The sequence below is a fragment of the Bradyrhizobium sp. UBA2491 genome, assembly GCF_002341725.1.
Taxonomy (GTDB): Bacteria; Pseudomonadota; Alphaproteobacteria; order Rhizobiales; family Xanthobacteraceae; genus Bradyrhizobium.
On record NZ_DDOP01000066.1, the window covers coordinates 239,457 to 265,578 of the forward strand.

A 26,122-nucleotide genomic window follows, 5' to 3' on the forward strand; every position below is an offset into this window, starting at 1 on the left:
GCGGAACAAGCGGTTCAGCCCCGCACAAACTCGTCGCCGCGGAACTGGCGTGCGATCTGGTCGAGCACGGCGTTGACCATGCCGGTCTCGTCCTTCTCGACAAAGGCATGGGCGACGTCGACATATTCGGAAACGACCACCCGGCCGGGCACGTCCTTGCGATGCTCGAGTTCGTAGGACCCTGCCCGCAGCACCGCGCGCAGGATCGCGTCGATCCGCTTCAGCGGCCAGCCCTTCGACAGCGCCTCGTCGATCAGGGGATCGAGCTTGGCCTGGTCGCGTACCACGCCGGAAACCACGTCACGGAAGAACGCCGCTTCTGCCGGCAGATATTTGTCGCCCTCGACCTCGTTGCCAAGCCAGTGGCTCTCGAACTCGGCGAAGATGTCGTTGATCCCGGCACCGCCGATGTCCATCTGGTAGAGCGCCTGCACGGCGGCGAGCCGTGCCGCGCCGCGCCGGTTGGCTTTTCTCTCCGGGGCTTTGCCGGGTTTGTTGCTCTCAGCCATGGTCAGGCCTTTGCCAGGCGGCGTTTGATCCGCAGCATCGCAATTGCCGCGCGCGCCGCGTCGCCGCCTTTGTTCAACTCGCTGGCGCGCGCCCGCGCCCAGGCCTGCGCCTCGGTGTTGACGGTGAGGATGCCATTGCCGAGCGGGAATTTCCGGCTGACGGCCAGATCCATCAATCCGCGCGAGGACTCCTGCGAGACGATCTCGAAATGAATGGTGTCGCCGCGCACCACGCAGCCGAGCGCGATTGCCGCGTCATAGGGCTTGCCGTTGGCTTCAGCCGCATCGATCGCAATCGCGATCGCGGCCGGGATCTCCAGTGCGCCCGGCACCGTGATCACCTCATGGCTCGCGCCGGCGAGCTTCAGCTCGGCCAGGGCGCCTTCCAGCAGCGCATCCTGGATGTCGTCGTAAAACCGGGCCTCGACGATCAGCACGCGTGCGCCTGTGATGTCGGTCTGGTCCTTCAGAGGTGCGCGCCGCGCGTCAGCCATTGCAATACCAATCAAACTTTAAAGGGGATGAGTTGAGCTGCGTTTTAGGCGCAGCGCGCGCCAAAGCCAAGGGCCATGCTAGCCCGGAAAGCGCCGCGATTGGCCTGATTTTTCAGGTCGGCGTCGCCCGCAGCGCATGGGCCATCCGGCTGGAGTCGCCCCAGGTCGACAGCCAGATAAGCCCATCCGTGGCGGCCGCAATGGCCCGGCGCAAAATTCGCAGCAACAGGCCGGGCGAAGGCTGCTGCTCCTCCGCGTGCTGGAGGTGCGCCAGTTCCTCCTCCCGGATCGACAGGATGATCCGGTACAGTTCGCGATCACGGTCTTTGACGAAATGAAGCTGATCGTCGAGATGGCGGTGAACCGTGGCCTCGACCGCCGCGGTGCAGGCCCAGATGCCCGGCCTGCCCAGGCACGCGGTGACAAATCCGAGCAGCCAGCCGCCATAGCTCCAGAACTGCATCACACGACACGGCCGCGCCTGCCGCGACGGCATCGCTGCCCGGAAGATCGCGCAGTGATTGCGCTCATCCCCGAGCATTTGTGCCAGTGAAGGGATGCAATCCGGCCAGAACCAGCTCGAAACCAGCAATTGCGCCGAATAGATCCTGATCGCGCCGAACTCGCCGGCATGATTGACCTTGACGATGCGGGCGACCGTCAAGGCCTCGCGTGGGGAAAGCGGGTTCGGAGCGATCGGTGTGGCCGCCTGCCCGCTCATGCGATTGCCCCGATTATTTCATCTCCGACAGCCGCGCGGCGTAGCGCGCCATCAGATCGACCTCGATATTGACCTCGCTGCCGGCCTTCCAGCCGTTCAGGGTCGTGACGGAAAGCGTGTGCGGGATGATCAGCACCGAGAACGTGACGTCGTCGACCGTGTTCACGGTCAGCGAGACGCCGTCCAGTGTGATCGATCCCTTCGCTGCAATGAAACGCGCGAGCTCGCGGGTGGTTCGAAGCTCGAAGCGCGCCATGTCGGGCAGATCGTCGCGCTTGACGATGGTGGCGATCCCGTCGGCATGCCCGGCCACGATGTGACCGCCGAGTTCATCGCCGATCTTGAGCGCGCGCTCGAGGTTGAGCCGACCGCCCTGCGCCCAGTGCCTTGCGGTGGTCATGCCGAGCGTTTCGGCCGCGGCATCGACATCGAACCAGGTCTTGCCGTCGGCGATGCCGGAGGCGACCACGGTGAGGCAGACGCCGTTGCAGGCGATCGAGGCGCCGTCGGCAATCGTGGACTGGTCGTAGTCGCAGGCAATCCGCAGCCGGTGCAGCTGCCCCTGCGCCACGGGCTTCAGGCTAACGATCTCGCCGATATCGGTGACAATTCCGGTAAACATTACGTACGCTCGTAGATATTGAGATTGTCTTTGCCGAGGGTTTCGCTAGCACGAAGCCGGAAAGCGGGCGACTGCGTGATTGCGTCGAGCGGCAATGCGTCCAGCGCGGGAACGCCGTCGGCGCCGATCGCATCCGGTCCGCGCAACAGCCAGATCTCATCGACCAGACCCGCCGCGACGAAAGATCTTGCCACGCGCGCGCCACCCTCGACCATCAGCCGCGTGATGCCTTTCTCCCCCAGCGCATGCAGCACGGGCAACAGATCGAGTCCCGGCGACGCGGTCGACGCAACGCGGATCACCTGCGCGCCGGCGGCACCGAGCTTCACGGCAGCGGGTGCCTCGGCGAGATCCGATGTCATCACCCAGAGCGGTGTCTCGCGCGCGGAATGCACCAGCCGGCTATCGCCCGAGAGCCGCAGCGCGCGATCCAGCACCACGCGTACCGGCGAACGCGCCGCCATGCCGGGCAACCGGCAGGTCAGCAGCGGATCGTCGGCCTGCACCGTGCCGATCCCGACCAGGATCGCATCGTTCTGTGCGCGCAGCAGATGCACGCGGGTCCGCGCCGCCTCGCCGGTGATCGCAACGGGCTTGTGGCCACGAGCCGCGATCTTGTCGTCGGCAGACACCGCGAGCTTGAGAATGACATGCGGCCGCTTGTCGGTGATGCGAAGGAAGTGTCCGGCATGGTCGCGCGCCGCCTCCGTCGCGCACAGCCCGACATCGACTGCGATGCCGGCAGCACGCAATTTCGCATGCCCCTTGCCGCCGACGTCCGGATTGGGGTCTTCGATCGCCGAGACCACACGGGCGAGCCCGGCGGCGACCACGGCGTCCGCGCAAGGCGGCGAACGGCCGAAATGCGAGCATGGTTCGAGCGTGACATAGAGCGTCGCGCCACGGGCAGCGTCGCCGGCGCGCCGCAACGCCTCGACCTCGGCATGCGGCCGGCCGCCCGGCTGGGTCCAGCCGCGGCCGACGATGACGCCGTCCTTGACGATGACGGCGCCGACCGCCGGATTGGGCCAGGTGCGCCCGAGCCCGCGCCGTCCCAGCGCGAGCGCCAACTGCATGAAGCGCAGATCGGCGGCTTTGGCCTCTTTGGATTTCTGCGCGAACTGGTCTTCCAGGATACGGAAGATCATTTGCGCAACGTCGCGAGCCGCGGATCCTCTTCGCCGGTCAGCTCGTCGAGCACCGCCTCGAAGTCCTTGGCCTCACGGAAATTGCGATAGACCGACGCGAACCGCACGTAGGCGACGTCGTCGAGCTGGCGCAGATGCTCCATCACGATCTCGCCGATCGCCTCTGAGGACACCTCCGCCTCGCCGCCGCTTTCGAGCTCGCGCACGATCGTCGACACCATCTTCTCGACCCGCTCGGACTCCACCGGGCGCTTGCGCAAACTGATCTGCAGCGAGCGCACCAGCTTGTCGCGATCGAACGGCACGCGGCGGCCGTTGCGCTTGATCACGGTCAGCTCGCGCAGTTGCACCCGCTCGAAGGTCGTGAAGCGGAAATTGCAGGCCATGCAGACGCGCCGCCTGCGGATGACAGCGGAGTCCTCGGTCGGACGCGAGTCCTTGACCTGCGTATCGAGAGAATTGCAGCTCGGACAGCGCATCCGACGGGACCTCTCGCGGCGAACGACTTATTGATAGATCGGGAAACGATCGGTCAGCGCTTTGACGCGCTCCTTGATCGCGGCCTCGACCAGCGGGGCCTTGCCATCCGGCGACTGCGCCAGCGCGTTCAGCACCTCGGCGATCATGCCGCCGACCTGCTTGAACTCGGCGACGCCGAAGCCACGGGTGGTCGCAGCCGGCGTGCCCAGGCGAAGACCCGAGGTGACGAACGGCTTCTCGGGATCGAACGGGATGCCATTCTTGTTGCAGGTGATGGCGGCACGCACCAGCGCCTTCTCGGAGATGTTGCCCTTCAATCCCTTCGGACGCAGGTCGACCAGCATCAGGTGGTTGTCGGTGCCGCCGGAGACGATGTCGAGGCCGTGGCCGCGCAGCGTTTCCGCCAGCGCCTTGGCGTTCTCGACCACGTTCCTGGCGTAGATCTTGAAGTCCGGCCGCAGCGCTTCCGCGAACGCCACCGCCTTGGCAGCGATCACATGCATCAGCGGGCCGCCCTGCAAGCCCGGGAAGATCGCCGAGTTCAGCTTCTTGTGCAGCGTCTCGTCATTGGTGAGGATCAGGCCGCCGCGCGGACCGCGCAGCGACTTGTGCGTCGTGGTCGTGGTGACGTGAGCATGCGGCACCGGCGAGGCATGCACGCCGCCGGCGACGAGGCCTGCGAAATGCGCCATGTCGACCAGCAGATACGCACCAACCGAGTCGGCGATCTCGCGAAAGCGCTTGAAGTCCCAGGCGCGCGAATAGGCCGAGCCGCCGGCGATGATCAGCTTCGGCTTGACCTGCTCGGCCTGCTTCTGGACTTCGTCCATATCGATCAGATGATCGTCGCGGCGCACGGTGTAGTGCGAAGCCTTGAACCACTTTCCGGACATGTTGACCGGCGAGCCATGGGTGAGATGGCCGCCGGCGGCGAGGTCGAGACCCATGAAGGTGTCGCCCGGCTGCAGCAGCGCCAGGAACACCGCCTGGTTCATCTGGCTGCCGGAATTGGGCTGCACGTTGGCAAAGTTTGCGCCGAACAGCTTCTTGGCGCGATCGATCGCCAGGTTCTCGGCGACGTCGACCCACTCGCAACCGCCGTAGTAGCGCGCGCCCGGATAGCCTTCCGCATATTTGTTGGTCATCACCGAGCCCTGCGCCTCCAGCACGGCGCGGCTGACGATGTTTTCGGAGGCGATCAGCTCGATCTCATGGCGCTGCCGACCAAGCTCGCCCTTGATCGCGGCGGCGATCTCGGGATCGGCCTCGGCGAGACCAGCCGTGAAGAAGGAATCGGGCGCGGAAGCAGTCTTGGTCGAGGAGGTCATCGGCGAAATATCTCCACCGCCGCAAGCCTTTACGGAGGATACGGACGGTCACGAGTGGCGATCGAAGCTGGCCGCAGAGCGTTATCACATCGCCCCAAAATGGCCAAGCGGTTGCGGTCCCCGGCGTTCAATTATGCCAGATATGGTGGGGATGGCGGGGATTGCCAGCCGGCCGGAGCGGCCCCGTAAGGCCCGGTCCCGACCCATCCTGCGGTGTGGCTGCGGCGACCGGCCAGAGCGACGTGACGCCCTTCCCGATTGACCACCACCCGAGGTTGATGACCCGAAAGCGAACAGCACGGCGGGCAGTTCGCCGGAGCCGACGCCAGTCAGCAGATGACTTTGAACCGTTCAATCTTGAATCGTTCAATACTGGATCGATTCAAAATTCTCGCGCAAGGCGTGCAATTGCGCATCATACGCCGTTGTCTCCCGGTCACACCCGCACGCTTTGCGCACAGCTTCGATAGCTTCTAACCGTGCGCGGGCTGTTCCCGAAAATCGCCGTGATAACGACGGCCGAAGAAACCTTTTCTTTGGGGCGTTGAATGTCGGACGGATGGATGCGGCCGCAGCGGATCGCTGCTTCGGCTTTGGTTGTGCTTTCGGTTGCTGGCGTGGACGATGCCTTCGCGCAGACGCAATTGCCGCCGGTCTCGGTCGACGCGCCGCACCGGCAATCGGCGCGATCGCAGCAGCAGCCCTCACAACGGACCACACGCGCGCGGAGCGGTGCGCGCCGCGCGACGGTCGCGCCGGTGGGCGCACAGCCGCAGAGCGCACAGCAGGCCGCAAGCGCAGGCGGCGGGCACGAGCGCGCCAACGGCCCGGTCACCGGCTATCTGGCGCGGCAGAGCTCGAGCGGAACCAAGACCAGCACGCCGATCATCCAGACCCCGCAATCGGTGACGGTCATCGGCGCCGAGCAGATCCGCGACCAGAAGATCGTCAGCAAGTTCGACGAGGTGCTGCGCTACTCGCCAGGCGTCATCGGCGGCACTTACGGCTCCGATTTCCGCAACGACTGGTTCCTGATCCGCGGCTTCCCGGCGCAGAACGAATCGCTGTTCCTCGACGGCCTGCAACTGTTCTACACGTCCTATGGCAGCTGGAAGCTGCAACCCTTCAACCTCGAACGCGTCGAGGTGCTGCGCGGTCCCTCAGGCATCCTGTACGGCGGCTCGGCGCCGGGCGGCCTCGTCAACGCCGTGAGCAAGATGCCGTCGGCCGAGCCCATTCGCTACATCGAGGCCGGCGTCAACAATTTCGGCAACGGCTACACTGCGTTCGATATCGGCGGCGCGGTGCCGCAGTCAGGCAACAGTCAGGTGCTGTACCGCTTCGTGGGCCAGGCCCAGGGCGGCGGCACGCAGACCGATTACACCTACGACAACAACTTCTTCTTCGCACCGTCAGTGACCTGGCGTGATGCCGACACCAGCGTCACGGTGTACGCCACGGCTGCACATAACAACACCAGGGCGGAGAACTTCCTGCCCTATGTCGGCACCGTCACCAACGCGCCGTTCGGTAAGATTCCGACCAGCCTGTTCACGGGCGATCCCAGCGCCGACCAGTTCCGCCGCGAGCAGGAGACCGTCGGCTACAAGGTCGAGAAGAGCCTGACCGACAGCCTCGACTTCCGCCAGAACGCGCGCGCCGCGCATGTCGACGTCTACTACACCGGCCTCTACGGGCTCGGCTACGCCACGACGCCGGCTGCCGCCGATCTCGCGCGCGGCAATTTCTACGCCCGCGGCAACGCGTTGCAGTTCAACCTCGACAACCAGCTCGAGTACCGCTTCAACACCGGCATCTTGCAACACACCGCCCTGCTCGGCCTCGATCTCAAGCACTACGGCATCGACGACCGCCAGGGCTTTGGCGTGGGCACCAATCTCAATCTGCTCAACCCGGTGTACGGCACCAACGCGCCCTACAGCGGTCCGTTGTATCAGAACGCCTATCTCAGCCAGGGCATGGCCGGGCTCTACCTGCAAGACCAGGTCAAGCTCGACCGCCTGACCGTGGTACTGTCGGGCCGACAGGACTGGGTCGATCTCGTCAACCAGAACCGGATGGGGCCCGATCAGAGCCGCGAGGACAGCAAGTTTTCCGGCCGTGTCGGCGCGATCTACAATTTCGACAATGGCGTCGCGCCCTACGTCTCCTACATGACCGGCTACAACCCGATCATCGGCCTCAACGCGCAGAGCCAATTGCTGTTGCCCGAGACATCGGAGCAGACCGAGGTCGGCGTGAAGTACGAGCCGGTCGGGCTCAATGCCCGGTTCAGCGTCGCCTATTTCGACCTGAAGCGGAAGAACGCGCTGACGACGGATCCGAACAACTCGATGTTCCAGACCCAGAACGGCGAGGTCACCTCGCGCGGCGTCGAGCTCGAAGCGGTCGCCAACATCACGCGCAATTTCAAACTGGTCGCGAGCTACACCAACTACGAGCTGTTCGTCAGCAAGGATCTCAATCCGGCGCTGATCGGCACCGTTCCAACCAACACGCCGCGTGACTTCGCCTCGGTGTGGACCGACTACACCTTCCGCGAAGGCTCGCTGGCTGGCTTCGGCTTCGGCGGCGGCGTGCGCTATGTCGGCTCCTCGTTCGCCGACAATCTGAACACCGCGCGCGTTCCCTCCTTCGTGCTCGGCGACCTCGCCGTGCATTACGAATGGGGCAACAACTGGCGCGCGGCACTCAACATCGTCAACGTGACCGACAAGATCTATGTCGCGAGCTGCGCGGTAATCTCTTCCTGCTACTATGGCGATCGCCGCCGCTTCACCGCAAGCCTCGGCTACAAATGGTGAGCCGGCCGCGAAGCGTTCACTGAACGATCATCGCGAGAGGCGGCGTTCAGCCGCCTCGCTTTTTCGATGTTCGTCAGGGTGGTGTCAGCATGTCAGGCTAGGGTCCCGCCGCGGCCGTACTTGCCGCGCCCAGACTGGCCCGCTCCGAAATGCGAGCCCCGGAGCGGGCCTTTTACTTGCCGAGAGTTTACTTGCCGAGAGTTGCCCGAAGACATCCCAGGCTGCGGCTCGGTAGTATCGAACCATCGCCTAATCCAGTCCGACCTTGCCCGGAGCCCAATAGGCCTTGGTTCGTAGCCGCGATGGGACGACGCCGGCGGCCTTCAGCGCCCGGCTGACGCGCTGGATCGAGGAGGCCTTGCCGGTCAGCACGAAATGCGCGCCTCTGGCGGCAAAGCGCAGCAGCTCGGCCTCGGCGTCACCGAGATGGACATCGTCCGCGATTCGCTCGATCAACGTCGCCTCGCGGAGCCCGACGACGTCCAACACCGGCCGCGCCGCCCCGACATCCGAGACCTCGAAGACCTCGACTGCACCGGCCGCCAGCGGACCGTGACGAAGCGCGGCGGCCAAGGCAAACGAAGTTTCATCGCCGAACAGCACCACCGGCGCGTCGAGACCGGACAGGTCGAGCGAACGACGCGGGCCGAAGAATTGACAGTCGTCGCCCACTTGCAAGCCGGTTGCCCAGCGGCTGCCCGGTCCGTCGCCGTGTATGAAAGTGAGCAATCGCATGCTACCCGCGCCAGCGTCCCACGACATCGGTGTGTAGGTGCGCGCCCCAAGGCCGGACCCGATCGATACCTGGACCTTTTGGCCAACGGTCCACGCAACGTCGCGGAGTGCCCCGCCTTCGAGCTGGAGCAGCCGAAACTGCGGCGCGAGCGTCTCGGCCGCAGCGATGCGCGCAGAACGCATCAGCCAACGCAGCAGCATCCGCGTGACCCGACCTTGCGAAACCGGCCGCTGCTGGGAATTTGGCGAAACGAGCTCGATCAACGGCCTATTCCCTTCATCAGAATATCAGCGCCGTGCGGATCACGCCGTCCTGATCGTCAGCTCGTTGCCGCGCCCCGGGTCGAACGGCAGCGGCAATGAGCGATAGCCGTTCTGCGGATCGCGCACGTAGTCGAGATAGCCGGAGCCCTGTTCGAACGCGTTCTCCCCGACGACCACGGCACCCGGCTTGAGATGAGGCTCGAGCAGCTTGAGGATCGGAAGATAAAGTGTGAATGCGCCGTCGAGCATCACCATGTCGATGCAGCCGCCGACGCCGGGCTTCAGCGTTTCCCGGGCATCGCCGAGCCGAAACTCTACCAGATCGTCGAGCCCGGCGGCCGCAACGTTGGCGCGCGCCCGTTCGACCTTGCCGGGCTCGAGATCGGTTCCGATCAGGCGGCCGCCGCCCATGTCGCGCAAGGCAGCCGCCATGTAGATGGCGGAGATCCCCATCGACGAGCCAAACTCGACGATGCGAGCGGCCTTGCAGGTTCGCGCGCACATATAGAGAAATCGGCCAAAATCACGGGAGACGCTTAGAAAATTGCCGGCGAGCCCGTGATAGAGCCCCGCCATGTCCGTAGTCTCGGCTTCGACGAACTTGCTGACCGTTCTCTCGACATCAACGGCTTCATGGGCGTAGGCCTGCATCAGCGGCGCATCCGCCGCTTCCGCTTCCCGATGCAGTCGTTCGAGGACATCAGCAACGAGGCCGTGGCTGAGCGAATCCATATCCATGCTCCTGAGGCGTCAACGTCAGAGCTGGATACGAAATTGTCCCTCTCGCCACATTCCGTAAACGCGACAACCTCTTGCGAGTTCTGGTCAGAGCTCGGCGATGCGGCGCTCGGCCAGATACCGCGCCGGCGGCTTGCCGAGCGCCTTGCGGAACATGGTGACGAAGGCGCTGGCGTCGCCATAGCCGAGATCGAGCGCCACGATCTGCACCGAGACTCCCGCCGCGAGGCGCTGAAGCGCAAGCAGGATGTGGAGCTGCTGCCGCCAGCGGCCGAAGCTCATGCCGGTCTCGCGTTGCAGGATGCGGGTCAAGGTACGCGGCGCCACGCCCATACGGTTGGCCCAATCATCGATCGTCGCGCGATCGGAGGGGGTGGCCATCATCGCGGCTGCAATCCTGCGCAGCCGGGCATCGGCGGGCATCGGAAAGTTCAGTCGCTCGACGGGGGCCTGAGACAATTGGTCCAGCAGCACCGTAGCGATCCGGCCGTCGGCGCCGTCGATATCGTACAGCACCGGGATCCGGGTGACATGCACGAGCAAGCGCTCCAGCAATGGCGAGATCGACAGCGCACAGCATTGCTTCGGCAATGCCACGGCCGCCTCCGGTTCGACGAACAGGCAACAGACCTCGACATGTCCGGCCGCAGTTACGCTATGGGGATAATTGCCCGGTATCCACACCGCGCAGCGCGGCGGTACGATCCAGACACTTTTGCCGGCTTCGCAGCGGACGACACCCCGCAAGGTCAGAACGAGCTGCGCCTTGCGATGCTCGTGCATCGCAACCTCGATGCCCTTGGTAACCATGACGCCGCCGAAGGCCGCGATCGCGCGCGGCACTTCCTCGGGATCGAAATCTGCGGCTTCGACGGTAGGAAGATCGTCTTCGTTGAGCCGGAAGAATGGCATGACAGGCGACGGTCGATCCGGGCACGATGGGGTGACCCAGACAATATCGGTCCGCAATTGCGACTTTCAACACGGCGAGCGCCGGCATCCGCTGCGACAAACAGCGAACGTCGATCGATTCTAATCCTCGTTGGCCTTGAAGCGCCCCAGCCCCCTCAGCACGAACGGCGCCAATAGCGCGATCAGGGCAACGCCCAGCAGCGTCGCCGACATCGGGCTTTGCAGCAGCACCATCGGATCGCCGAGGCTGATCGCCAGCGCGCGGCGAAGCTGGCTTTCCGCGATCGGGCCGAGGATCAGCCCGATCACGACAGGCGCGATCGGAAAATCGAACCGCCGCATCAGGAACCCCATCACGCCGAACGCCGCCAGCATCGACAGCTCGACGACCGAGGGCTTGGCCGCGATCGTGCCCATGGTCGCGAACACCAGGATGCCGGCATACAGCCAAGGCTGCGGGATCGCGAGCAGCCGCACCCACAGGCCGACCAGCGGCAAATTGAGCACCAGCAGCATGCCATTGGCGATGAACAGGCTGGCGATCAGGCCCCACACCAGATCGGGCCGCTCGGCGAACAGCAGCGGCCCCGGATTGAGGCCGTATTGCTGGAAGCCCGCCAGCATCATCGCCGCGGTGGCCGAGGTCGGCAGCCCGAGCGTCAACAGCGGCACCAGCGTGCCGGCGGCGGAGGCATTGTTGGCGGCCTCAGGTCCCGCGACGCCCTCGATCGCGCCCTTGCCGAACTCCTCCGGATGTTTGGTGAGTCGCCGCTCGGTGGAATACGACAGGAAGGTCGGAATCTCGGCGCCACCCGCCGGCAGCGCGCCGATCGGAAAGCCGAACAGCGTGCCGCGCAGCCATGGCTTCCACGACCGCCGCCAATCCTCCCGCGTCATCCACAGCGAGCCGCGCACCGGCTCGAGCTTCTCCTCGGCGTGATGGCGGCGCGAGGCGACATAGAGCGCCTCCCCCACCGCGAACAGGCCGACCGCGAGCGTCGTCACCTCGACGCCGTCGAGCAATTCCGGAATACCAAAGGCAAGCCGCGCCTGACCGGTGAGCTTGTCGATGCCGACCAGGCCGAGTGTCAGTCCGATGAACAGGCTGGTCAGCCCGCGGATTGGCGAGTCGCCGAATGTCGCCGACACCGTGACGAAGGCGACGCACATCAGTGCGAAATAATCCTCCGGCCCGAACCTGACGGCGAAGTCGACCAGCCATGGTGCGAGGAAGGCAAGGCCAATGGTGGCGATGGTGCCCGCCACGAACGAGCCGATCGCCGACGTCGCCAGCGCCGGGCCGCCACGGCCGGCCTTGGCCATCTTGTTGCCCTCGAGCGCGGTCGCCATCGACGCGCTCTCGCCCGGCGTGTTGATCAGGATCGCGGTGGTCGATCCGCCATACATGCCGCCGTAATAGATGCCGGCGAACATGATCAGCGAGCCGCCGGGATCGAGCTTGTAGGTCACCGGCAGCAGCAGCGCGACCGTCAGCGCCGGGCCGATCCCCGGCAGCACCCCGACCGCGGTGCCAAGGAACACGCCGATCAGGGCGTAGAGCAGGTTCATCGGCTGCATGGCGACCGCCATGCCATGCGCCAGCGCGGCGAACGTATCCATCACAGCAATCGCTCCAGCGGGCCGGCGGGAAGGCTCAGCGTCAACAGCTTGTCGAACGCGAGGTAGATGAGGGTCGTGATCACGACCGCGATCACGGTGTCAGCCAGCACCGCGCGGCGGCCGAACGCGGCCGAGGTGGTGACGAACAGCGCCGAGGTGGCGAGGATGAAGCCGCCACCGAAGCCGATGATGGCGATCAGCAGCGCAAGGCCGCCGATGATCAGCCACACCGGCTTCGGATCCATGCTCTCGCGCGCCGGCAATTGGCCGCGCAGCGCGTCGATCAGATTGCCGACCGCCAGGATGACGAGACCGACGGCGATGACGATCGGCATCGCCTCCGGCCCCATGCCGTACATCGTGGTCGACGGCAGCTTGCTCGCGTCCCACACCAGCACTGCGGCCAGCGCGGCAAGCGCGGCCGCGATCACGACACCGGCGCGATCGATCCGACGGCCCGCTCGTTCGGGAGCGCTGTCCGGCGTCATGACTTCACGAGGCCGACCGACTTCAGCACCTCGGTCACCCGCGCGATCTCCTTCTTCAGGAAATCGGCGAAGGCATCGCCGCCGAGATAGGCGTCATCCCAGCCCTTTTGCTTCAGGATTTCCTTCCAGGCGTCGGACTTGACCATCTTCTCGACGGCATCGCTCAGCGTCTTGCGCTGTTCCGGCGTGATGCCGGGCGGTGCGACCACCGAGCGCCAATTCGCCAGCACGAGGTCGATGCCCTGCTCCTTGAAGGTCGGGATGTCGACGCCAGGCAGGCGCTGCGGCGAGGTGACGCCGAGCGCGCGCAGCTTGCCGGCCTTGATCTGGCCTTCGTACTCGCTGAGACCAGAGATCCCCGCCGTGACCTTGCCGCCGAGAATCGCTGCGAGCGACTCGCCGCCGCCCGAGAACGGAATGTAGTTGATTTTCTTCGCATCAGCCCCGACCGTGCCTGCGAACAGCGCCGCCATCACGTGGTCGACGCCCCCGGCCGAGCCGCCGGCGAAGGTCACCTTGGCGATATCGGCCTTTACGGCGGCGGCAAGATCCTGCGCCGTCTTCAGCGGCGAATTGGCCGGCACCACGATGACCTGGATCTCCTCGGTCAGGCGCGCGATCGGCGTCACCTGGTCAAGCGTCACCGGCGACTTGTTCATGGCGAGCGCGCCGACCATGACGAAGCCATTCACCATCATCTGATTGCCGTCGCCCTTGGCGCCGTTGACGAACTGCGCGATGCCGACGCTGCCGCCGGCGCCGGGAACGTTGGTGACCTGCACGCTGCGCGCGACACCGGCGGCAACCAGCGCCTGCTGCATCGAACGCGCGGTCTGGTCCCAGCCGCCACCCGGTGCTGCCGGCGCCATCAGCTTGAGCTCGAGCTGCTGCGCGGCCGCCGGAGCGCTCGCCGCAAGCAACAGCGCGACGACCGCGCCGGCCAGGCGCATGTGGGACGAGAACATGAGGCTTCCTCCTGAATTTTTGAGAGGCAGCCGATCGATCATTGGCCGCATCCGGTCACGTGGCGCAACGCGTCAACCGGGAAGCGAACCACCCAAAGGAATCGCTCGCCGGTATGGCGTCTGGTCGCCCTTAGCGACCATTCGCCACACACTTCGGCAAGCCGGACGGTGCACGAGCGGGTGCGCAAATTGTCGCACCTCGCGGGGCGACCTCACGCGATCACCACCGGTATTTCAATCCGGCATAGATTGCCCTGCCCGTGCCGGGCTCGAACAACGGAGACGCAGCATTGGCGCGATCGATGATGCTGGCGCTTGCGATATAGGCCTTGTTGGCGATGTTGCGCGCCTCGATGTAGCCCGACACCGGACCGCCATTGTCGAAGCCCGCCTTGAAGCCCCAGATCGCGTAAGCCGACGTCATCAGCGTGTTCGCGCTGTCGACGAAATAGGCCTGCGGCACCCATTCCAGATTGGGTCCGGCATAAAGCCCGATCGGATGCTTGTAGAGCAGTTCGGCCCGCACGAAGTGGCGCGGCGCACCGGGCAGCTGGTTGTTGCCGAACACCGGATCATTGTCGAAGCGGAAATCGTTCAACGTATAGGCGATGTTGAGCCAGATCTTGTCCGGCGCCTGTCCTCCCACGAAGAGGTCGCGGACGATGGCCGCGCCCGCGCCGGCCTCGATCCCCTGATGGATCGTCTTGTTGGCATTGGTGACGTTGCAATTGCCGAACGCGCTGTAGAGGCAGAGTAGCTCGTTATCGATCTCGGAACGATAGAGCGTGACTTCCCAGGCATAGTCCGGCCGCTTCATGCGGGTGCCGATCTCGTAGGTCGTCGCGGTCTGCGGCTTGATCGAGAAGAACGGGATGTTCGGGAGGGTGGGATTGAGGAAGTTCGGACTGACGCTCTCGCCGAAGCTCGGCACCTCGGCGCTGCGCGAGACGTTGCCGAACACCTGCCAGCTTGGATCGACCTGCCACAACAGCCCGGTCTTGGGGCTCCAAAGGCTGAAGCTGCTGCGGCCGTTGAGGTCGCCATTGGTCGAGAAGTTGACGTGCTGGTCGCGCACCGCAAACAAATATTGCGTCCCGGCGACGAAGGCGACGTTCGGCAGGAAGTAGAACGAATTCTCCGCGAACGCCGAATAGTTCTCCGGTGTCTGTCGCAATGACGACGTCTGCGCGCCCTTGAAGCCGCCGACATTGACGAACTGCTGGGCATCGATGGTGCCGTTGAGGATGTTGACGCCGGCGACGAACCGGTTGCGGAAACCACCGACGTTACGGTCGTCGGTCAACTTCACGAAGCCGCCATAGTCCTTGTAGCGATAATCGAGCCACTGGAAGATCGGATGCATCAGGTGCCGGTCGACGCCGAACGCGCCGAACTCGAGCTGGGCGTCGTCAAGGCGGATGGTCGTCTTGTTGGCGATCCGCACCGTGTCGATGTTGCGCTGCCAGTCATTGGCGACATTGACCGCGGCGGCCGTGGTCGGCGACGTCAGCGCCGTCGTCCGGTCGACGCTGCCCGGGATGCGCTGGCGCACCTCGTTGGCATTCAAGTAGAACCGGGTCTCGACATCGGGCGATATCTGGTAACCGACATTGGCGCTGAGCTTGTTGCTCGAGCCGAAACTGTGATCGCGGAAGCCGTCCGAGGCCTGCGTGGACGCGGTGACGAAGCCATCCCACGGCCCGTTCGCGCCACCGGCATTGACCTGAAGCCGCCTGGTGTTGAAGGCGCCAAAGTCGAACGATGCGCCGTTCGGATTCGGATCGCGCCCGGTCGGGGTGACAAAATTGATCGCGCCGCCGAGCGAATTGGCGCCGAACCGCAGCGCATTGCCGCCCTTGTAGACCTCGACGTATTTATAGGCGGTCGGGTCGACCTCCTGGAAATCGCCGTAACCATCGGAGGTGTTGATCGGAATGCCGTCCATGTAGAGCTGGATGCCGCGCAGATGGAAATTGCGCGACAGGCCTGAACCGCGGATCGAGAGCCGCGTATCGTCGCCCCATTTCGGCTGCGCGAAGACACCGGGGACATAATCGAGGATGTCCTTGATCGTGTTGGCCACGGTCGAGTTGCGGTAGGCATCGGCCGGCACCAGCGCGACGCCGCCCGGCGTGTTGCTGATCTCCTTCAGCGCCTGCTGCGCCGACAGCACGGCCAGCGCGGCACGGGTGCCGCCGCCCTCACCCGAGGCCGCTTGCACCGGGGCGGCAGGAACGGGCGCCGCCCGCGCCGGCGTACTGCGCGCGGCGCGGCGCTGCGGACGCACCGATGCGTCGCGCCGCGGCTGGGGCGCGTCGACCGTGACGGATGGCAGCGTCGATTGCGATGTGGATTGAGCGTTTACGGGCGAAATGAATGCGACGGTGGTGCCGGCGAGCGCACAGGCTCGCAGCCGCGCGATGGCGGATGACATGACAGGACTCCGGATTTCAACTGACGAACGAATGGCGCCGAAGCGCCGGCAGTCAGGTCAGTGCCGGAGGTCCGCGGGATTGATGATCGTGGGATCGGAACCGTGCAACGAACCGCGCCTCGAACGCACGGATCGTCGCGACCGCGACCGGCAGCCGAGCGCCGAGCGCGAACGCCGGCGGCGGCAGCGCGCCGGTGACGTGATGGCCGATGCACAGCGGGCAATGGATCGCGCCGCTACGCCCGCTCTTGCCGGCGTCATCGTGGGCGACGCCGGCGTCGGCGCTGTTGATGCAGAGGATCTGGCCGGCTGCTGCGGCCGCAGGCGATATGCTGGCGACGAGGAGGCTCGAGAGGATGACGTTGAGGACAAGCGCGTACGCTGCGACAAACGCCGCCGCCCTGCCCACACGCTGCCTGAGAACGAACCGCCTCATCTCATACCCCGCTTCACGCGTATCACAGCGCAACAGCGAGTCAAAATTGCTCGGCGACAGATTCCATCGATCGCGCAACAGTGTTGCACGACGGCCATATGACGAATTGTCCCAGCCTGCCTTTGGCCGTTGCGAGCGCGTCAGCCGCTACTGCCCTGGCCTTCGACCTGATCGAGCCGTGCCAGCCGGAACACCAGCATCGAAATCAGCCACGCCGCGATGAATACGCCGACGATGAGGTATCCGAGGAGACTGAAGTCGTCGCTGATGCGGCCGACAAGATCCCAGAATGGCCCATGCAGGTCGAGCTTGCCGGCAATCAGGCCGAGCGCCTCGATGCCGCCGATCAGCAGGGCCACGACGATGGAGATCAGCGTCATGGTCAGATTGTAGTAGAGCTTGCGCACCGGCTGCCGGAACGCCCAGCCATAGGCCTGCACCATGATGATCCCGTCGGCGGTGTCGATCAGCGACATGCCGGCGGTGAACAACGCCGGGAATACCAGGATCGACCACACCGGCAAGCCGGCGGAGCCTTGCGCCGCCGCGATCCCCAGCAAGCCGATTTCGCTCGCGGTATCGAAGCCGAGGCCGAACAGGAAGCCGAGCGGATACATCTGCCAGCTCCTGGTGATGAGGGCGAACAGCGAGCGCAGCATGCGAGCGAGGAAGTCGCGCTGGTTCAGCACGTTCTGTAGTTCCTCCTCGGTGACATGGTCACCGCGCCGGGAAGCCTGGAAGGCGCGATATACCGAGATCAGGATCATCGTGTTGATGAGCGCGATCAGCAGCAGGAACGCCGCCGAAACTCCTGTCCCGATCACGCCCCCGTATTCCTTGAAGCCTTCGAACCTGGCTTCGAGGGCGCCGACCGACAGTGCGACCAGCAGCGATGCCGCAACGACGACGGTCGAGTGGCCCAACGCAAAGAACATCCCGACCGCGACCGGGCGCTTGCCCTCCTGCATCAGCTTGCGGGTGACGTTATCGATCGCCGCGATATGGTCGGGATCGACGGCATGGCGCAGCCCGAGCGTGTAGGCCAGCGATGCCGTTCCGAGCAGCAACGGATAGTCGCGGAAGCTGAGATAGGCCCACAGCCAGACCGCGACATTCACCAGTATCAGAAGCGCGCCGAGCAGGTATGACTTCGTCCGGGCGTCCGCGGGTGCGTCGTCGAAGACCCGGAAGGCCAGCGGGCGTCGTTCATCGGCTCCGGCCCCGAACTGTTCAGTCATCACTTGGCAACGTTAAACCAGAGAGTGGCATTGTAGAGGTCCGCATTGGCCTGATCGGGCGAAGCCGACGGCGTCACCTTGTGATCGATCACCAGCAAATGCGGACCGGCCTTGACCAGCGGCACCGCGGCGACGCCGTCCGCATCCGTGGAGAAGCGCGGAATATCCTTTTCCGCGACCGCAGTCACCCCGTCCCCGCGTTCGACCTCGGCGCCCGCGAGCGGCTTGCCGTGAAACAGCACCTTGAGGTGAAGCGTCTGCCCAATGCCGGTCTTCGCCGGGTCCGAGAGCGGAACGATTTCGAGTTCCTGGCCCAGGACTGTGTCCCAGGGCGCCCCGGAGCCGGTCAGCGCCTTGGCGAACTTCACCGACCACATGCTGTCAGCGGCGTCGGGAACCAGTCGCCGCGTGGCGTTGCGATAGGAACCGTCCGGCAACTTTACCCAGAAGCCGTTGTCGTACCGCGCCGCCAGCAGCATGTGTGTGTCGTCGGCGAATGGCCTGGTTTCGACCACCAGAATGCCCTTCTCGGATTTCGGTTCGATGCCGGCGAGCAGCGAGACGCGGCCTTTGGCGTTGATCGCGACGAGGTCGACGATCTTGTCGGCGACCGCGGGCGGACGGTCGTTGGGATGACCATAGTTGACGACGGCACGACGGTTCGAAGCCTTGCCGCCGACGGTGAGCCACACGTCATGCGCAAATGCCGATTGCACCGACGCGAAGCCAAGGCCGGCGCCCAGAACCAAAAGTAGAGCAGTTTTCATTTCGTCACCATTGCGGGAGCGCTAGCAGCAACCACGGTCGGGAAGCGATAGGACAGTCCCCCCAGCACGACCAGCCGTGGCTGAGGGCTGACAAAGATGTCGGCCGATGTCGCGGTCACCGCATCGCCGAAATTGAACGCGACCTCGCTCAGGCGGTCGCCCGGATACCATGTGGCCTGCGTGAAAGCGGACCAGCCCTCCGGCCATGAATAGGCGAGCTTGCCAGTGACGCGCTGGTACGGCGAAGTCGTGATCTGGCCATCCTGGGTCATGTATTTCTTGCCGACGAAGGTCACATAGGCTGAGCCTGACAGCCGCTGCGCATTGACGGTCGCGACGTCGAAATCGATGCCGAGATTGGCGACGTATTTCGGAACGCTCGGAACGTATTCCGTGAACGGCGTTCCCAGAATGACGGCCTCGACGCCGCTGTAATTGGCAAACAGTGAGACGCTGTCCGCCCCCTGCTTCACGACATAATAGCGTCCGTCGAGATCGAATCCCTCACGGCGCGTTCGCCCCAGGAATGTCACCGGCAATCCCGGTGCGGCCTGAAAGGACTCGTTCTCCGACTCGGTGGTCCAATAGCTGCCGAGGAAACGGAAACGGCTGAAGGTCAGCTGACCGCCCGCCTCCGCGCTCGCGATCTTGAACGGCTGCAAGCCGGGATTGCCGATCAGTTCCAGCGGGACGTCGATGCTGCGGAAACCCTGTCCGTAATTGGCGAAGACTTCTAGCCAACTCACCGGCGTGATCGCGACGCCGACTTTCGGGCTGGTGATGCCGTTGGAGATATCCGGCGTGCCGCCCGGCGTGATCCGGTCATTGATGTCATAGATGAACTGGTCGAAACGTCCGCCGGCGGTGAACTTCAGCCACGGCAGCGGCTTGACCTGCACTTGGCCGAACGCGGCGAGATTGGTCTCGGTCAGCCCCAGATTGACAACCGGCGCGCCCGTCACCGTTCGCGCCGTCGTCGGCGCCTGGTAGGCATTGATCACGTCGGTACGCCAGTTGCTGCCGACCAGCACCTGAACCGGAATGTCATCGCCGATGGCGCCGGTCCAGACCTTGCTGACCCGTCCGCCCGCCATGGTGCGGTCATCGTGCTGCCAACGCTGCCCGCCGCCGAAATCGGCGTAACGGTTGAAGTAGTCGTGACTGAGAAACAGCGCGCCCTTCAGTTCCTGGTCCGTGGCGCCCGCCGAATAGTTCATGACGAAATTCTGCAATTGCTTGTTGCCGCCATCGGTCGGATTGGTCGCCGACTTCTCCGAGATCAGCCCCGCCTCGATGGCGTCGCGGTTGGCATAGCCGGGCGCGCCGAATTCGGTGCCATAGGCCTGCGCCCGGAACGAGACGGTCGCGCCGTCGGGCAGCGTCGTGGTCACCTTGTTGAAGGAATTGTAGCGGTCGACGAAGCTGTTATCGCGATAGCCGTCGGTGTGATAGCCCTCGAGCGCGAGATACGGCAACCAGGCGCCTTGGGTGGTGCTGTAGGTGCCGACGCCGCGAATCGTGCCCTGGGTGCCGCCGGAGACCCCGACGGTCGCGAACGGCTCGGACTCCTTGGTGACGATGTTGACCGAGCCGCCGAGATTGGAATCGCCGTATTCGACCGAGAACGGCCCTCGCACCACCTCGATCCGCTTGACCGTCTCGGGCAGCAGGATGTTGAGATCGGCATAGTTCGGCGTGTGCAGCGATGACACTTCGTTCAACGGCACGCCGTCGATGAAGTAGGCGATGTCGCGCCCATGCTCCCCGTCGGTGTAACCGCGCATCGACAGGCCGTAGCCGATGCCGCCCTGCCCATAGTTCGAGATATCGAAACCGGGTAGCGACCGGAACAGATCGCCGTAACTTGCCACCGGCATGCGTGTGATCGTCGGAGCATCAACGACAGTGACGGCGGCCGGCAGTGCCGTGACCGCACTCGACACCTCGCCGCGCCCGGGGGACGACGAAAACGCTCCCGGGCCGGGCGATGCCGGCACCGGCAGAGGCCGCCTCGCCGCCAGTTGCGATCGCGGCGCATTGGCTCTGCGCCAATCGCGCTGCGGACTACGCGGAGCGCGCTTCGGCCTCGCCTCGGGTGGCGTCACCGTGACGGCCGGAAGCCGTTCGGGACCTGCCTGCGTTGTTGCGGTCTGTCCGCGGACCGGACAGACCAAGGCGATCATGGATGCCGAGATGAGAAACAGACGCGACGAAACGTAACGCAACTTCATGCCCCCGCATGACGCTACTTGAATTCAGCAGCTTTGTTTGACCCGGCGGGAAAACGGTACCCGGGGATGTATGATGTTTCAATCGAAATATCATACCAAGACCAAGCCAACCGATATGTGAGGAAAAAATGCCACGCTGCGGCCAGAGGAGAGTTGCGCGGCCAGGCAACAGATTATTGAATGGCATCAAGGCAACTCGCAAGCGCCCTCGCCGAGTCGCGGGGCGCTTCGCGAGCGATGCACTCGAATGCAATCAAGCAAGAGGCGTTTGTCGTGAGCGTCCATAGAGCAATGAAACTTGCGGTGGTCGGACGTGGCCTGATCGGCGCCGCGGCGGCGCGCCATCTGAGCAAGATGGGCCACGAAGTGGCGCTGATCGGGCCCGACGAGCCGGCCGACTTTGCGCGCCATGGCGGGGTTTTCGGCAGCCACTACGACGAGGGCCGCATCACGCGCCGTTTCGACGCGCACCCGTTCTGGCGACAGGCCAACAGCGCGGCGATTTCACGCTATAGCGAGATTTCCGCGGAAAGCGGCCTCGACTTCTACCGCGAGGTCGGCGTGCTTCACGTCGGCCCCCGCGACGGCGCGGACGTCGCCGCGGTCGGCAAGATCACCGCGGAGGCCGGCATCCCGGTTGAGGCGTACGATGATGCGGGGCTTGCGAAGCGATTTCCGTTTCTCGGCCTGATGGCCGGAATGCGCGGCTATTTCGAACCGCGCGACGCCGGACATATCAGCCCGCGTCGCCTGGTCCGGGCGCAGACGATCGCCGCTGAGCGCGCCGGCGCCAGGATCGTCGCCGAAGCCGCCGTCGGAATTTCAGAGAACGGCGCTGGCGTGACAATCCGGACCGCATCGGGCAGTGTCGAGGCCGAACGCGTTCTCGTCGCAACAGGCGGACATACCCAGTCACTGCTCGGTCGATCATTGGGTTTCACGGTCTATGCCCGCACCGCGGCGCTGTTCCGGCTCGGCACAGCGGAGGTTCGACGCCTGGCCGACATGCCGTCGATGCGCTGTTTCGGGCCCAAGGGCGACAATCCCTACATCCTGCCGCCAATCCTCTACCCGGACGGTCAAAATTGGCTGAAGCTCGGCGGTGATCCGGTCGACGTTGCGCTCGAGAACGAGACTGACATCAAGGACTGGTTCAGATCAGGTGGCTCGATCGCAGTGGCCGATCGGCTGGAGCAGCAGATCCGCACGCGCATTCCCGGCCTTGATGTCGAGGAGCGTCGCGTCGTGCCTTGCATGACCACGTTCGGCAAGACCGGCCTTCCCTGCATCGGTCCGCTGTCGCAACGCGTGACCGTCGCCTTCGGCTGCTATGGCAAGAGCGCGAAATGTTCGGACGAACTGGGTCGGCTGGGTGGCTTGGCGCTGCTCGGCGAGGTCCAGGCAGAGTTCGCACCGTGACTTCGTGGGATGGCTCAACTCGCTGAAGCAAGAACCTCGCGGAGAATTACCCGATTCACCCGATCGTGGGGCTCCGGCACACGTGCGACGGTGCGCGTTCACGCGCTCAACTTCCCGGACGCGATCGGAACGGCTACGGCTCGCCACGTTCAATTCCGTCGAACGCCAGGAATGACCGGACGAACGGACGCTGCGGCGCGTCGTGTTGCAACAAGACAAGGCACCGACTTCACGCACCTGGTGCGGCCTTGCCGACAGCCGAGCGCAATATGAACTAGGCGGTTGCAGCAAATGCCCTGATCATGCCCACCAGGTGATCCGGATCATAGGGCTTGGCGAGGAACCGGCCGCGGACAGGCAGTTGTTCGGGTGTCAGCGCGATCTCCGCGGAGACCACGATAATCTCGACGGGCGGCCATCGTTCGCGAATGGCCAACGCAAGCTTCAAACCGTCCATTGATCCCGGCATGTCGAAATCCGTCACCACCACGGCAATGTCGTCGCGCTGTTGCAGCAAGGCAATCGCCTGGTCGGCATTGCTGGCTTCGAGCGTGTCAAACCCGGCATCAGAAAGGAAATCCGCAGCTGCAATCAGAAGCAGCGGCTCGTCCTCGACGATACAAACGAGAACCCGCGCCGCCACTTTTTCAGAGGAATGCCCTCGCTTCATGCTGCGCCACTAGAGCGCGACGAGACAAGATTGAATCGGCATGGCCGTTGCGGCTCCTTTGCATATTGTCGGCGCAAACGCCGCGCTGGTGGCAAGAAAAGCCGCTTCACGCCTTCCGGATCATGCCTTAGTTCTCGGTCACGAGTGCAAGAGGCGCACGAAACTCAGCGATGAAGCCCGAAGACGTATAATCCAGCATGCTCTCACCGGTTCCTGCAAGGCCCATGCGAATTATGCGCGAGCCCATGCCTTCGACAGCCGGCTTCGTGGCTGGAGGCCCGCCGGTCTCCTTCCACGTCAGGACGACCGCCGGCTTCGGTGCGGCATGGTCGATCCACCAGGTCAACGTGACTCTTCCTCGCTCGATCGACAACGAGCCATGCTTGACCGCGTTTGTGGCAAGTTCGTGCAAAAGCAACGACAGCGACAGCACGGCTTTTGGTCCAAGCAGGATATCGGGACCATCGATTGCCAGTCGCGCCGAATCCACGTGCAAGGACAGCACGCTTGCCACGAGCGTTTTGATGCGCGCCGCGGACCAGCTCTGTTGCAGCAGGACATCGTGCGCCTTGCTCAACGCCAACAGGCGCTGCCTGAATCCGTTTACCGCCTCCTTGTCGGCCGCGTGCTTCAGCGTCTGGGCGGCGATCGCCTGGACCAATGCAAGGGTATTCTTCAATCGGTGGCTGAGTTCCTGATTGAGCAGGCGCTGCTGGGCCTCGGCCTGCACCTTGGCAAGACCCGCATAGGTGCGGTCGGCCACAGCATAGGTAAAATCCAGCTCCTGCTGATTCCAGGTGCGTGGCTCTGCGCTGTGAGCAAACATCAACCCAACCAGTTCACTGGACCTGAGCAGGGGTACGACGATCTGCGCCTGGACCCCGATGTCCCGATAGGTTGCAAGGTCGGCTTCGAGCCAACCTGCGGAGCGGATGTTGGCGACGGCAAGAGTATCGCCATAACGGATTCGATCGATCGTCGCTTTGAACTTCGACAGCGCCAATTGTCCGGTGATGCTGGCGACGTTCGATCCAGTCCAGTCGCGTTCGACGTCGAAAGTATCGGCGGCGACGTCGACAGCCGCGTAGCCGGCGCGCGCGACCCTGAGCGTTTCGCCGAGCGCGCGCGATGCGGTGGCGATGATCGCTGCCGTCGTGGTGGCGTCGCGAATATCATCGCCGAGCTTGAGAAGCGCGGCCTGCCGCTGCTCCGCCAATTTTCGCTCGGTGACGTCCTGATGCGTTCCGGTAAAGCGACGTGGCTCGCCGTCCGCGCCATACACGAAGTTTCCCCGCCGCTCGACCCAGCGTACCGCACCGTCGCCGGCACGCTTGATCCGATACACCGCCACGGAAATGGCGGAGCCGTCGCGGCGCATCTCCGCGTTCGACGCCAGTTTCGCATCCGCGGCAAGCACCAGCATCTCCAGGTCGGAAACTTTGTGGAGTTCCTGTTCCTGAACACCAAAAATCTTGCAGCTTTCGGCCGACAACCGGATGGTATCGGTTGCAATATCGACGTCGAAGGTGCCGATCTGGCCTGCCTCCTGCGCTTGCTGCTGGCGGACACCTTCCGCCTGAAGCCGCTGATTGAGGGTTTCGCTAGCGCGGGCCCGCGTTTCGATTGCTCTTTGTGACTGCTGTTGCGCAACCAGGACGTCGTCACGGATATCGACGCCGCGACGCAGATTGAGCAGTGCCATCACCTGCCGTGCCAGCGCTTCGATCGCAGCCGTCTGAGGGGCAGTGAGTCCACCCGGCCGCGGCTTGTCATCGATCACGCACAGCGTTCCGAGGACGGCTCCTTCCGGAGAGGTCAGCAAGGCGCCGGCATAGAAGCGCAGCCAGGGTTCTCCGATCACCAGCGGGTTGTCCCTGGTGCGATCGTCAAGGGTGAGGTCCGGAATGATGAGGGTCGATCGCTGGACCACCGCATGCGCACAGACCGATTGGTCGAGCGGCGTTTCCGTGATCCCGAGCCCAATGCAGGCCTTGAACCATTGCCTGTCACGTTCAACGAGGCTCACCAGCGCGATCGGTGTATCGCAGATACCCTTGGCGAGCGAGACGATATCGTCAAAAACGGCTTCAGGCGGCGTCTCGATAACCTGATAGCGCTCGAGCACGGCAAGGCGGGCATCATCTTCGATTGGACTAGAGAGCGCAAGCATTCGAGGTCGATCGGGTAAACGGTGACGGCAATAGACGCTATTTTAGGGGGCGCCGTGATCTTTTCAACAGTCCGCCTTTTCATGAGAATATTGCGGGCGGGTTACGTGAATTGCCGTATCCGGCGCCACCTGACACCCGGCCCGGCGAAATGACGAGAGAGTGGAAGTCTCCGTTGGCATTGAGCTGCCCAACGACGGAAGCCCTCTCTTCAAATATCTTCTGTTTATCGGAAAATCCAATCAGTAAAGACGGAACGAGACGCAAAGCTCGGGCAAATCCTGTCGCGAGCATGCGGATGTGTGTTCTGCAAGCGACGCAGCATACTCAGTGTCCCGGCGAAGAATGGTCGGCCGCCTGCCCCGGCGGCCCTACAGCCCGGTATAGCCGGCCTTGACATGGTCGGTGCTGCCGTCGAGCTGGCGCAGATACGTCAGTCCGCACACCGTCAACCTGTGGGTATCGCGCTCGCCGGCCTCGAACAGCGTCTGCACGTACTCCGTCACCTTCGCCCGCGCTTCGTCGCTCGCGGCGGACGTGCGGTTGAGCAGCAGATCGTATGTCTGCATGATGCGATCGATAGCGGCTTCCATTGAAGTCTCCGGGTTGACGCTCAGGCGACCACCAGCGTCTCGGCCTCGAATTTCGCGATCGCCCTGTTGGCGAGACGGAGGCGATTCAGTTCACCGCGCTGGAACAGCTTCACGATGATGCCGAGCAGGCGCTCGTTGGTGGCGAAAGTGTCGGGGATGACGCCGGATTTGCGCAGATAGTTCGAGGCGATCGCGTAGGCGTCACCGACGACCTCGACATTCAGCACCTCGACCCCGCGTTCGACCAGCATGTCCTGTCTCTCTATCAGAGCGTTTTCAAGCGAAGTGAGTACCGGTTCGCGTGAAGAAAACGCGTC

24 protein-coding genes are annotated in these 26,122 nt (G+C 64.3%); 2 read left to right on the forward strand and 22 right to left on the reverse strand.

The genetic code is table 11. The features are described from left to right. Nucleotides 1–14: 14 nt before the first annotated feature. The 7 genes from nusB to glyA all read right to left on the reverse strand — a co-directional run bounded on the left by nusB (nt 15) and on the right by glyA (nt 5,302). Entirely contained in the window at nt 15–509 is a 495-nt protein-coding gene (nusB, locus tag B2W55_RS22930; RefSeq protein ID WP_024583379.1) for a transcription antitermination factor NusB, read from the reverse strand. Between the two features lie 2 nt (nt 510–511). Beyond that, nucleotides 512–1,003 carry a 6,7-dimethyl-8-ribityllumazine synthase gene (ribH, locus tag B2W55_RS22935; RefSeq protein WP_024583378.1) on the reverse strand — a complete coding sequence of 164 codons (492 nt, stop codon included), beginning with the start codon at nt 1,001–1,003 and terminating at the stop codon, nt 512–514. Between the two features lie 112 nt (nt 1,004–1,115). Next, a complete protein-coding gene (locus B2W55_RS22940; RefSeq protein WP_029879718.1) occupies nt 1,116–1,724 on the reverse strand; it encodes a demethoxyubiquinone hydroxylase family protein in 609 nt (202 codons plus the stop codon). 13 nt (nt 1,725–1,737) lie between these two features. Beyond that, a complete protein-coding gene (locus tag B2W55_RS22945; protein ID WP_024583376.1) occupies nt 1,738–2,346 on the reverse strand; it encodes a riboflavin synthase in 609 nt (202 codons plus the stop codon). Further along, nucleotides 2,346–3,494 (reverse strand): bifunctional diaminohydroxyphosphoribosylaminopyrimidine deaminase/5-amino-6-(5-phosphoribosylamino)uracil reductase RibD, encoded by a 1,149-nt coding sequence (gene ribD / locus B2W55_RS22950; RefSeq protein WP_024583375.1) that lies wholly within the window; start codon nt 3,492–3,494, stop codon nt 2,346–2,348. The genes B2W55_RS22945 and ribD overlap by 1 nt, the downstream gene beginning before the upstream one ends. Beyond that, nucleotides 3,491–3,973 (reverse strand): transcriptional regulator NrdR, encoded by a 483-nt coding sequence (gene nrdR / locus B2W55_RS22955; protein ID WP_016844999.1) that lies wholly within the window; start codon nt 3,971–3,973, stop codon nt 3,491–3,493. The genes ribD and nrdR overlap by 4 nt, the downstream gene beginning before the upstream one ends. 27 nt (nt 3,974–4,000) lie before the next feature. Further along, nucleotides 4,001–5,302, reverse strand: coding sequence for a serine hydroxymethyltransferase (gene glyA, locus B2W55_RS22960; protein WP_024583374.1), 1,302 nt, complete (start codon nt 5,300–5,302; stop codon nt 4,001–4,003). 548 nt (nt 5,303–5,850) lie between these two features. On the opposite strand from glyA, the gene B2W55_RS22965 reads away from it, so the two are divergent. Next, nucleotides 5,851–8,127 (forward strand): TonB-dependent siderophore receptor, encoded by a 2,277-nt coding sequence (locus B2W55_RS22965; RefSeq protein ID WP_029879717.1) that lies wholly within the window; start codon nt 5,851–5,853, stop codon nt 8,125–8,127. Between the two features lie 249 nt (nt 8,128–8,376). Here B2W55_RS22965 and B2W55_RS22970 read toward each other — a convergent pair whose 3' ends face one another. The 11 genes from B2W55_RS22970 to B2W55_RS23020 form a co-directional block, all read right to left on the reverse strand. Further along, nucleotides 8,377–9,063 carry a siderophore-interacting protein gene (locus B2W55_RS22970; RefSeq protein ID WP_024583372.1) on the reverse strand — a complete coding sequence of 229 codons (687 nt, stop codon included), beginning with the start codon at nt 9,061–9,063 and terminating at the stop codon, nt 8,377–8,379. A gap of 102 nt (nt 9,064–9,165) precedes the next feature. Continuing rightward, nucleotides 9,166–9,858 carry an O-methyltransferase gene (locus B2W55_RS22975; RefSeq protein WP_024583371.1) on the reverse strand — a complete coding sequence of 231 codons (693 nt, stop codon included), beginning with the start codon at nt 9,856–9,858 and terminating at the stop codon, nt 9,166–9,168. 93 nt (nt 9,859–9,951) lie between these two features. Further along, nucleotides 9,952–10,776: an AraC family transcriptional regulator gene (locus tag B2W55_RS22980; RefSeq protein WP_024583370.1), complete on the reverse strand. Its 825-nt coding sequence runs from the start codon at nt 10,774–10,776 to the stop codon at nt 9,952–9,954. Between the two features lie 120 nt (nt 10,777–10,896). After that, nucleotides 10,897–12,396, reverse strand: a complete 1,500-nt coding sequence (locus B2W55_RS22985; RefSeq protein ID WP_024583369.1) for a tripartite tricarboxylate transporter permease — start codon at nt 12,394–12,396, stop codon at nt 10,897–10,899. After that, complete coding sequence (locus B2W55_RS22990) at nt 12,396–12,884, reverse strand: tripartite tricarboxylate transporter TctB family protein (RefSeq protein WP_024583368.1); 489 nt, start codon at nt 12,882–12,884, stop codon at nt 12,396–12,398. Before B2W55_RS22990 ends, B2W55_RS22985 begins: the two co-directional genes overlap by 1 nt. Further along, a complete protein-coding gene (locus B2W55_RS22995) occupies nt 12,881–13,849 on the reverse strand; it encodes a Bug family tripartite tricarboxylate transporter substrate binding protein (protein WP_024583367.1) in 969 nt (322 codons plus the stop codon). Before B2W55_RS22995 ends, B2W55_RS22990 begins: the two co-directional genes overlap by 4 nt. 220 nt (nt 13,850–14,069) lie before the next feature. Continuing rightward, nucleotides 14,070–16,283 (reverse strand): TonB-dependent receptor family protein, encoded by a 2,214-nt coding sequence (locus tag B2W55_RS23000; RefSeq protein WP_024583366.1) that lies wholly within the window; start codon nt 16,281–16,283, stop codon nt 14,070–14,072. 52 nt (nt 16,284–16,335) lie between these two features. Then, nucleotides 16,336–16,719, reverse strand: coding sequence for a DUF2946 family protein (locus tag B2W55_RS23005; RefSeq protein WP_024583365.1), 384 nt, complete (start codon nt 16,717–16,719; stop codon nt 16,336–16,338). A 140-nt stretch (nt 16,720–16,859) separates the two neighbouring features. Beyond that, on the reverse strand, nt 16,860–17,957 hold the full coding sequence (locus B2W55_RS23010) for a HoxN/HupN/NixA family nickel/cobalt transporter (RefSeq protein ID WP_051404341.1): 1,098 nt from the start codon (nt 17,955–17,957) through the stop codon (nt 16,860–16,862). Beyond that, nucleotides 17,957–18,724 carry a DUF4198 domain-containing protein gene (locus tag B2W55_RS23015; protein ID WP_029879715.1) on the reverse strand — a complete coding sequence of 256 codons (768 nt, stop codon included), beginning with the start codon at nt 18,722–18,724 and terminating at the stop codon, nt 17,957–17,959. The genes B2W55_RS23010 and B2W55_RS23015 overlap by 1 nt, the downstream gene beginning before the upstream one ends. Next, nucleotides 18,721–20,955 (reverse strand): TonB-dependent receptor, encoded by a 2,235-nt coding sequence (locus B2W55_RS23020; protein ID WP_024583363.1) that lies wholly within the window; start codon nt 20,953–20,955, stop codon nt 18,721–18,723. The genes B2W55_RS23015 and B2W55_RS23020 overlap by 4 nt, the downstream gene beginning before the upstream one ends. Before the next feature lie 291 nt (nt 20,956–21,246). Between B2W55_RS23020 and B2W55_RS23025 the strand changes: the two genes are divergently transcribed. Beyond that, on the forward strand, nt 21,247–22,374 hold the full coding sequence (locus B2W55_RS23025) for an NAD(P)/FAD-dependent oxidoreductase (protein WP_029879713.1): 1,128 nt from the start codon (nt 21,247–21,249) through the stop codon (nt 22,372–22,374). 274 nt (nt 22,375–22,648) lie between these two features. Here B2W55_RS23025 and B2W55_RS23030 read toward each other — a convergent pair whose 3' ends face one another. From B2W55_RS23030 to B2W55_RS23045, 4 genes are all read right to left on the reverse strand, one after another. Further along, a complete protein-coding gene (locus B2W55_RS23030) occupies nt 22,649–23,044 on the reverse strand; it encodes a response regulator (protein ID WP_029879712.1) in 396 nt (131 codons plus the stop codon). A gap of 127 nt (nt 23,045–23,171) precedes the next feature. Further along, nucleotides 23,172–25,214, reverse strand: a complete 2,043-nt coding sequence (locus B2W55_RS23035; RefSeq protein WP_043855729.1) for an HWE histidine kinase domain-containing protein — start codon at nt 25,212–25,214, stop codon at nt 23,172–23,174. Between the two features lie 369 nt (nt 25,215–25,583). Continuing rightward, a complete protein-coding gene (locus B2W55_RS23040) occupies nt 25,584–25,805 on the reverse strand; it encodes a hypothetical protein (RefSeq protein ID WP_021078384.1) in 222 nt (73 codons plus the stop codon). A 20-nt stretch (nt 25,806–25,825) separates the two neighbouring features. Beyond that, on the reverse strand, nt 25,826–26,056 hold the full coding sequence (locus B2W55_RS23045; RefSeq protein ID WP_024583359.1) for a hypothetical protein: 231 nt from the start codon (nt 26,054–26,056) through the stop codon (nt 25,826–25,828). Nucleotides 26,057–26,122 lie beyond the last annotated feature (66 nt).

Coding starts and splice junctions, on each gene's coding strand:
- nusB (WP_024583379.1), bottom strand. CDS start 509: ATGGCTGAGAGCAACAAACCCGGCAAAGCCCCGGAGAGAAAAGCCAAC.
- ribH (WP_024583378.1), bottom strand. CDS start 1,003: ATGGCTGACGCGCGGCGCGCACCTCTGAAGGACCAGACCGACATCACA.
- B2W55_RS22940 (WP_029879718.1), bottom strand. CDS start 1,724: ATGAGCGGGCAGGCGGCCACACCGATCGCTCCGAACCCGCTTTCCCCA.
- B2W55_RS22945 (WP_024583376.1), bottom strand. CDS start 2,346: ATGTTTACCGGAATTGTCACCGATATCGGCGAGATCGTTAGCCTGAAG.
- ribD (WP_024583375.1), bottom strand. CDS start 3,494: ATGATCTTCCGTATCCTGGAAGACCAGTTCGCGCAGAAATCCAAAGAG.
- nrdR (WP_016844999.1), bottom strand. CDS start 3,973: ATGCGCTGTCCGAGCTGCAATTCTCTCGATACGCAGGTCAAGGACTCG.
- glyA (WP_024583374.1), bottom strand. CDS start 5,302: ATGACCTCCTCGACCAAGACTGCTTCCGCGCCCGATTCCTTCTTCACG.
- B2W55_RS22965 (WP_029879717.1), top strand. CDS start 5,851: ATGTCGGACGGATGGATGCGGCCGCAGCGGATCGCTGCTTCGGCTTTG.
- B2W55_RS22970 (WP_024583372.1), bottom strand. CDS start 9,063: ATGCTGCTGCGTTGGCTGATGCGTTCTGCGCGCATCGCTGCGGCCGAG.
- B2W55_RS22975 (WP_024583371.1), bottom strand. CDS start 9,858: ATGGATTCGCTCAGCCACGGCCTCGTTGCTGATGTCCTCGAACGACTG.
- B2W55_RS22980 (WP_024583370.1), bottom strand. CDS start 10,776: ATGCCATTCTTCCGGCTCAACGAAGACGATCTTCCTACCGTCGAAGCC.
- B2W55_RS22985 (WP_024583369.1), bottom strand. CDS start 12,396: ATGGATACGTTCGCCGCGCTGGCGCATGGCATGGCGGTCGCCATGCAG.
- B2W55_RS22990 (WP_024583368.1), bottom strand. CDS start 12,884: ATGACGCCGGACAGCGCTCCCGAACGAGCGGGCCGTCGGATCGATCGC.
- B2W55_RS22995 (WP_024583367.1), bottom strand. CDS start 13,849: ATGTTCTCGTCCCACATGCGCCTGGCCGGCGCGGTCGTCGCGCTGTTG.
- B2W55_RS23000 (WP_024583366.1), bottom strand. CDS start 16,283: ATGTCATCCGCCATCGCGCGGCTGCGAGCCTGTGCGCTCGCCGGCACC.
- B2W55_RS23005 (WP_024583365.1), bottom strand. CDS start 16,719: ATGAGGCGGTTCGTTCTCAGGCAGCGTGTGGGCAGGGCGGCGGCGTTT.
- B2W55_RS23010 (WP_051404341.1), bottom strand. CDS start 17,957: ATGACTGAACAGTTCGGGGCCGGAGCCGATGAACGACGCCCGCTGGCC.
- B2W55_RS23015 (WP_029879715.1), bottom strand. CDS start 18,724: ATGAAAACTGCTCTACTTTTGGTTCTGGGCGCCGGCCTTGGCTTCGCG.
- B2W55_RS23020 (WP_024583363.1), bottom strand. CDS start 20,955: ATGAAGTTGCGTTACGTTTCGTCGCGTCTGTTTCTCATCTCGGCATCC.
- B2W55_RS23025 (WP_029879713.1), top strand. CDS start 21,247: ATGAAACTTGCGGTGGTCGGACGTGGCCTGATCGGCGCCGCGGCGGCG.
- B2W55_RS23030 (WP_029879712.1), bottom strand. CDS start 23,044: ATGAAGCGAGGGCATTCCTCTGAAAAAGTGGCGGCGCGGGTTCTCGTT.
- B2W55_RS23035 (WP_043855729.1), bottom strand. CDS start 25,214: ATGCTTGCGCTCTCTAGTCCAATCGAAGATGATGCCCGCCTTGCCGTG.
- B2W55_RS23040 (WP_021078384.1), bottom strand. CDS start 25,805: ATGGAAGCCGCTATCGATCGCATCATGCAGACATACGATCTGCTGCTC.
- B2W55_RS23045 (WP_024583359.1), bottom strand. CDS start 26,056: ATGCTGGTCGAACGCGGGGTCGAGGTGCTGAATGTCGAGGTCGTCGGT.